We start from the raw sequence: 4896 nt of genomic DNA, 5'->3' as shown, positions 1-4896 counted from the left end.
GGTTGACCCATTGTCGGATCGTTTCCCGACTTACCATCACACCGCGTTCCGCGAGCAGATCTTCAACATCGGCAGCACTGAGCGCAAACTGGTGGTAGACCCAGACCGCATCGGTGATGATCTCACGCGGAAAACGAAAGCCCTTCAGGCGAGGCATCTTGGACGGCATCTTCAGGCGTCAGACCTAATCAGATCAAAACACGCAAACAGGTTGGCAGTGCCTCAGCGATCGTTTCAAACCACCCAGATCTGACTGCTCTCTGCACCAGGTTGAGGGAGGCTCAAGGCTTGAGAGAAAGATCACAGCTGTTCACTTCTTTGTCACTGGGCTACTAACCTAGATACTATGTAGATACTCTGGTAATCGAAAATCGATATTCGTGCCAGTGAAGGTCGATTGAAATATAAGAGGCCCGACTAAACTAAAGTAAGGTTGTAGAAAATGAGGTTTGGAAATGAACAAAATAACCAGAGTTACGATTGTTGATGACGAACCAGAGATACGCAACTCACTTAAACAGTGGCTAACGCTATCAGGCTATCAGCCGGACGTATATGAGTGCGCTGAAGAAGCTCTCAAAAACATACAACCGAACTACCCAGGAGTGGTGATTTCGGATCTAAAGTTACCTGGAATGGACGGGTCGCAATTTCTAACCAATCTTCTAAGAATTGATAAAGATATTCCAATCATAATGATTACCGGTCACGGAGATATACAATCAGCCGTTGATTGTATTAGGTTAGGAGCTTTTGACTTTCTCGAGAAACCGTTTAAGCCAGAGGCGTTAGTAGAGCAGGTTGAGTGTTGCCTAGCCCAACGCCGAATCACCCTAAGTAGCCGAGCACCAGCGATACTCAAGACGGGTGATGGCTTACAGTTGTTGCGGGGTTTCATGGGTAGTAGTGAAAAGATTGCACAAGCTCGCCACCAATTAGTAGACGCATCTAGATCAAATGGACACGTATTGATTAATGGTGAAACCGGTACGGGGAAGACCCTTGCAGCACATACGTTGCATGCATTGGGCGGAGGAAACGGTTCTTGCTTCAAAGCCATTTCGTGTTCAGCAACTTCAGATGTTGGTCTAAATCGAGAGCTATTTGGTGATTCCAGTGGTAACGATCGAACGGTCGGAGCTCTTGAAGACTGCCGCGGAGGCACGTTGATTTTGGAAGATGTCGAGTATCTAAGCGATGATCAGCAGAGCAGATTACTAGCCAGAATGGACGAACAGAATAGTGAAACTAGAACGAGAATCGTGGCGGTATCCAGTCTGCAAGAGCTCGATGGATCATGCCAAGGTCGTTTAAGGCCTTCTTTGTTCTTTAGGCTAACTTCGTCGCAGATTGAAATGCCGTCTTTGCGTGATCGTAACGAAGACATTATGCCACTGTTTTCGCACTACATCAGAGCGTTTTCGGAAGAGTATGGACGTGAAATTCCTGTAGTTAATTCTAGCGAAAAAAAGCTATTGTTGGAAGCACCTTGGCCCGGTAACATCCGCCAGCTTAAAAACTTTGCTGAGCGAGTAACTCTAAAGAATCGCCGTGGGATTGATATTATCTCATCATTGCTGATTGCCGACAACGAGATACATTTGTCGGCGATGACCACAGAGGGTAAACCTCTAAAGGAATACGTGGAAGCTTTTGAACGAATGCTGATTGATACTACAATCAAACGACACAAAGGCGTAATATCTTCGGTATTGGATGAGCTTTGTTTGCCTAGAAGGACACTAAATGAAAAGATGGCAAAATACGGGCTTCAGCGTTCCAATTATCTATAGACTCAGGCCTTCGGTAACGGGGACCTCCCAGTCAAGCTGTTTTGCGCAGCATGATTGATCCGCCAGGGCGGTTTAACTGTTTCAATTTGTGACCGCTCTGTGCTCTGTCGCAAGCGTTGCACCGGTCACACGGGTCTGACGCAGTTCCAGGGCAGTAGTTCGTTGATGTCCGATTGTTTGTGCTCACCAGCAATGGCAGCCAGGGCTGTGGACAGGTAGCCGTGTGGCTCAACCCCATTGAGTTTGCAGGTCTCGATGAGTGACGCGATGATGGCCCAGTTTTGCGCGCCCGCATCATGTCCGGCGAAAAGCGCATTTTTGCGGTTCAGTGCGATAGGGCGGATGGTGCGCTCGACGGCGTTAGAGTCCAGTTCGATGCGTCCGTTGTTGAGGAACCGGATCAGCCCACCCCAGTATTTTGCCATGTATTTCAGTGCTTCTCCGGTTGGCGATTTTGCCGAGACACGGGCGCGGTTCTGGGCGAACCAAAGATCAAGGGCATCGACAATGGGTTTTGAGCGCTCTTGCCGTGCAGCGAGCCGTTGGTCGACAGACAGGCCGCGCAAGTTTTTTCGATGCGGTAGAACGGCTACGTCGAGAGCTTCAATGCCAGGTTCCGCGATGAACTGCTGAACAGGGAAATCTTCTACTCATTGAGAGAAGCGCAAATCATCATCGAAGGATGGAGAAAACACTACAACACAAAGCGACCCCACCGGTCAGATCGCCATTAGCACCCAGCTCTGCCAAAACCGCGCGTACCAGCGCGGCGCTGAGCGGCGAGGGCGCGGTTGATCAGAGTATCGATCATTGGCCGCGCACCGCAGATCAGCCCGCCACATACCCCCAGCCCCTTGCCGCAGGTGTGCAGCGTCAGAACCTCGGTCGGCAGATCATGCGCCAACCCGCGACCGCGCGGGCCGAAAACCCCGGTTGCATGGGCTTCATCGACCACAAGCACAGCATCATGTTCACGGGCCAGCTCGGCAAGTTCGGACAAAGGCGAGATATCGCCTTCCATCGAATAGACGCTTTCCACGGCGATCCAGATTTGCCCTCTGCCGCTGTCGGTGCGCCAGGCATTGATAACGCGGCGGGCATCGGATGGGTCGTTATGCGCAAACTCGCGCACCTCGGCCCGTCCGGTACGCAGACCTTCGTGGACACTGGCATGTATCTGTTCATCAAGCAGCAACAGATCGTCGGCAGCCGGCAGAGTGGAGAATATGGCCTGATTGGCCTGAAACCCGCCCCCCCATGAACAGAGCCGCTTCGGCTCCGAAGAATTCGGCCGCTTCTTCCTCCAACGCCTCATGTTCTGGATGGTTGCCGCGCAAGAGCCGTGACCCACCCGAACTCAGTGGGACACCACGGTTCAGCGCGCGCCGCGCAGCCTGTTCCAGCAGCGCCGACTCCACCAGCCCGAGGTAATCGTTGGACACGAAGTCCCTTCCGCTGCGGGATACCAGCACCCGGCGGCGATGCCGAGTGTTCAGCACATCCAGCATGGAACTCAATCGTTCCACTGCTGTCATTCAGCCGCTTTCGCGCAGCTGTGCTCGGCTGCGGTTTCAGCACTGATGCCAATCTTAGTAAAGAGGATCGCGTCGGTGTCCTCTTCCGGGTTTCCCGCCGTCGGAAGGGTTTCACCCACAAAGATCGAATTTGCCCGGGCGAAGAAATACATAGTCTGCATTTCATCGCTCATCTCGCTGCGTCCGGCTGACAGGCGCACATAGGATGAGGGCATCATTATTTCGGACCAGTGCTAACACACGCACGAAGTCAATCGGGTCGATTGGTTTGGCATCAGCATGTTGATAGGGACACTGTCTGGTGCAGGATTGAGGTTGGCCAGAGACAGCAGCATGTCTATCCGGTCATGATCCTTTTCTCCCATACCCAGAATACCACCGGAACAGACCTTGATACCGGCGTCTTTCACACGGTTCAGCGTATTGATCCGGTCAGCTAACGTGCGAGTGGTGATCACTTCTGAGTAATACCGCTCGGACGCGTCGATGTAGTGGTTGTAGTTATCTAGGCCAGCGTCGCGCAGGCGGAATACCTGGTTGTCGTCCAGCATGCCCAAGGTCATGCAGGTCTCCATGCCCATGCCACGCACGCCCTCGACCATAGCTACCAGCGCATCCATGTCGCGATCCTTGGGCTCCCGCCAGGCCGCACCCATGCAAAAACGTGTCGCTCCACCCGCCTTGGCTTTGCTGGCTTCGGCCAGCACACGTTCCACCTCGATCAGTTTGGAGGCCGAGAGTTTAGAACCGTTCCGCGCTGATTGCGAACAATAGGCGCAGTCTTCGGCGCAACCGCCCTTCTTGATCGACAAGAGCTTGGATGTCTGAATCTTATTCGGATCAAAGTTTGCGCGATGCAACGTCTGGGGACAAAACAACAGATCCATCAGCGGTAGATCAGGGAGGGCCTGCGCGGATTTTCGGGTCCACGTTTCGAATGCCGAACTCATTATATCGTTTTTTCTGCGCTGTTTTGTTGTCTCCCTCCTCAATATCGATAACGCTTCCAAGCGCAACCGGGATCTCCAATTTTTACCTAGAGACAAGCAGCAACAAGTTTTCGCCGACATTGGTTGCTCTTGCAGCGTCGGTTGATTTGGGGCTCTCTGCCCGAGTTTGCAGCAGTTTTATTTTACGACCATCTCGGTTTCGGCATTCTACGAGTGCCCGTTTGACGGTCATTCTTGAAACCCCGAGATCGCCAGCGATCTGCGCCTTGGAGATGCCTTCGTCCACAAGCTTTCGGATTTCACCGTCATCCACGGATTTCCGCCGCCCCTTGTAGACACCCTTACCCTTGGCGGCTACAATTCCGAGGACGGTGATCACCATACGACCCATTTCGCCGGCGGTGGATACTTCCGGTTCAAGCACTCGGAGCGATGCGCCTATGGCATCCAGTTCGTGAACCAGATTCATCGGCACTGCCAACCTGTTCGCGTGTTTTGATCTGATTGGGTCTGACGCCTGAAGATGCCGTCCAAGATGCCTCGCCTGAAGGGCTTTCGTTTTCCGCGTGAGATCATCACCTATGCGGTCTGGGTCTACCACCAGTTTGCGCTCAGTGC

At 52.9% G+C, this 4896-nt stretch carries 6 protein-coding genes and 4 pseudogenes; 3 read left to right on the top strand and 7 right to left on the bottom strand.

Translation table 11 applies throughout. The features are described from left to right. Positions 1-175: pseudogene (locus ABLN87_RS21910) on the bottom strand (IS6 family transposase); the annotation flags it as partial. Positions 176-455: 280 nt separating this feature from the next. On the opposite strand from ABLN87_RS21910, the gene ABLN87_RS21905 reads away from it, so the two are divergent. After that, on the top strand, positions 456-1793 hold the full coding sequence (locus ABLN87_RS21905) for a sigma-54-dependent transcriptional regulator (protein WP_353014220.1): 1338 nt from the start codon (positions 456-458) through the stop codon (positions 1791-1793). Between the two features lie 125 nt (positions 1794-1918). Here ABLN87_RS21905 and ABLN87_RS21900 read toward each other — a convergent pair. Next, positions 1919-2416, bottom strand: a pseudogene (locus ABLN87_RS21900) (IS66 family transposase); the annotation flags it as partial. Here ABLN87_RS21900 and ABLN87_RS21895 point away from each other — a divergent pair. Further along, a pseudogene (locus tag ABLN87_RS21895) lies at positions 2378-2527 on the top strand (integrase core domain-containing protein); the annotation flags it as partial. The pseudogenes ABLN87_RS21900 and ABLN87_RS21895 overlap by 39 nt on opposite strands. Here the strand turns inward: ABLN87_RS21895 and ABLN87_RS22530 are convergent. The 5 genes from ABLN87_RS22530 to ABLN87_RS21875 all read right to left on the bottom strand — a co-directional run bounded on the left by ABLN87_RS22530 (position 2524) and on the right by ABLN87_RS21875 (position 4747). Further along, complete coding sequence (locus ABLN87_RS22530) at positions 2524-3009, bottom strand: aminotransferase class I/II-fold pyridoxal phosphate-dependent enzyme (protein ID WP_417750415.1); 486 nt, start codon at positions 3007-3009, stop codon at positions 2524-2526. The pseudogene ABLN87_RS21895 and the gene ABLN87_RS22530 sit on opposite strands and share 4 nt — an antisense overlap. Beyond that, positions 2978-3328, bottom strand: a complete 351-nt coding sequence (locus tag ABLN87_RS22525; RefSeq protein WP_417750416.1) for a hypothetical protein — start codon at positions 3326-3328, stop codon at positions 2978-2980. Before ABLN87_RS22525 ends, ABLN87_RS22530 begins: the two co-directional genes overlap by 32 nt. Then, positions 3325-3546 carry a hypothetical protein gene (locus ABLN87_RS21885; RefSeq protein ID WP_353014218.1) on the bottom strand — a complete coding sequence of 74 codons (222 nt, stop codon included), beginning with the start codon at positions 3544-3546 and terminating at the stop codon, positions 3325-3327. The genes ABLN87_RS22525 and ABLN87_RS21885 overlap by 4 nt, the downstream gene beginning before the upstream one ends. A 15-nt stretch (positions 3547-3561) precedes the next feature. Continuing rightward, positions 3562-4278 carry a biotin synthase BioB gene (gene bioB, locus ABLN87_RS21880; protein ID WP_353014216.1) on the bottom strand — a complete coding sequence of 239 codons (717 nt, stop codon included), beginning with the start codon at positions 4276-4278 and terminating at the stop codon, positions 3562-3564. An 82-nt stretch (positions 4279-4360) separates the two neighbouring features. Next, entirely contained in the window at positions 4361-4747 is a 387-nt protein-coding gene (locus tag ABLN87_RS21875) for a helix-turn-helix domain-containing protein (RefSeq protein WP_353014214.1), read from the bottom strand. Positions 4748-4795: 48 nt separating this feature from the next. Between ABLN87_RS21875 and ABLN87_RS21870 the strand changes: the two are divergent. Next, a pseudogene (locus ABLN87_RS21870) lies at positions 4796-4896 on the top strand (IS6 family transposase); the annotation flags it as partial.

The organism is Ruegeria sp. SCP10 (assembly GCF_040329495.1).
Taxonomy (GTDB): Bacteria; Pseudomonadota; Alphaproteobacteria; order Rhodobacterales; family Rhodobacteraceae; genus Ruegeria.
This window is presented reverse-complemented; position numbering and strand designations above follow the sequence as displayed.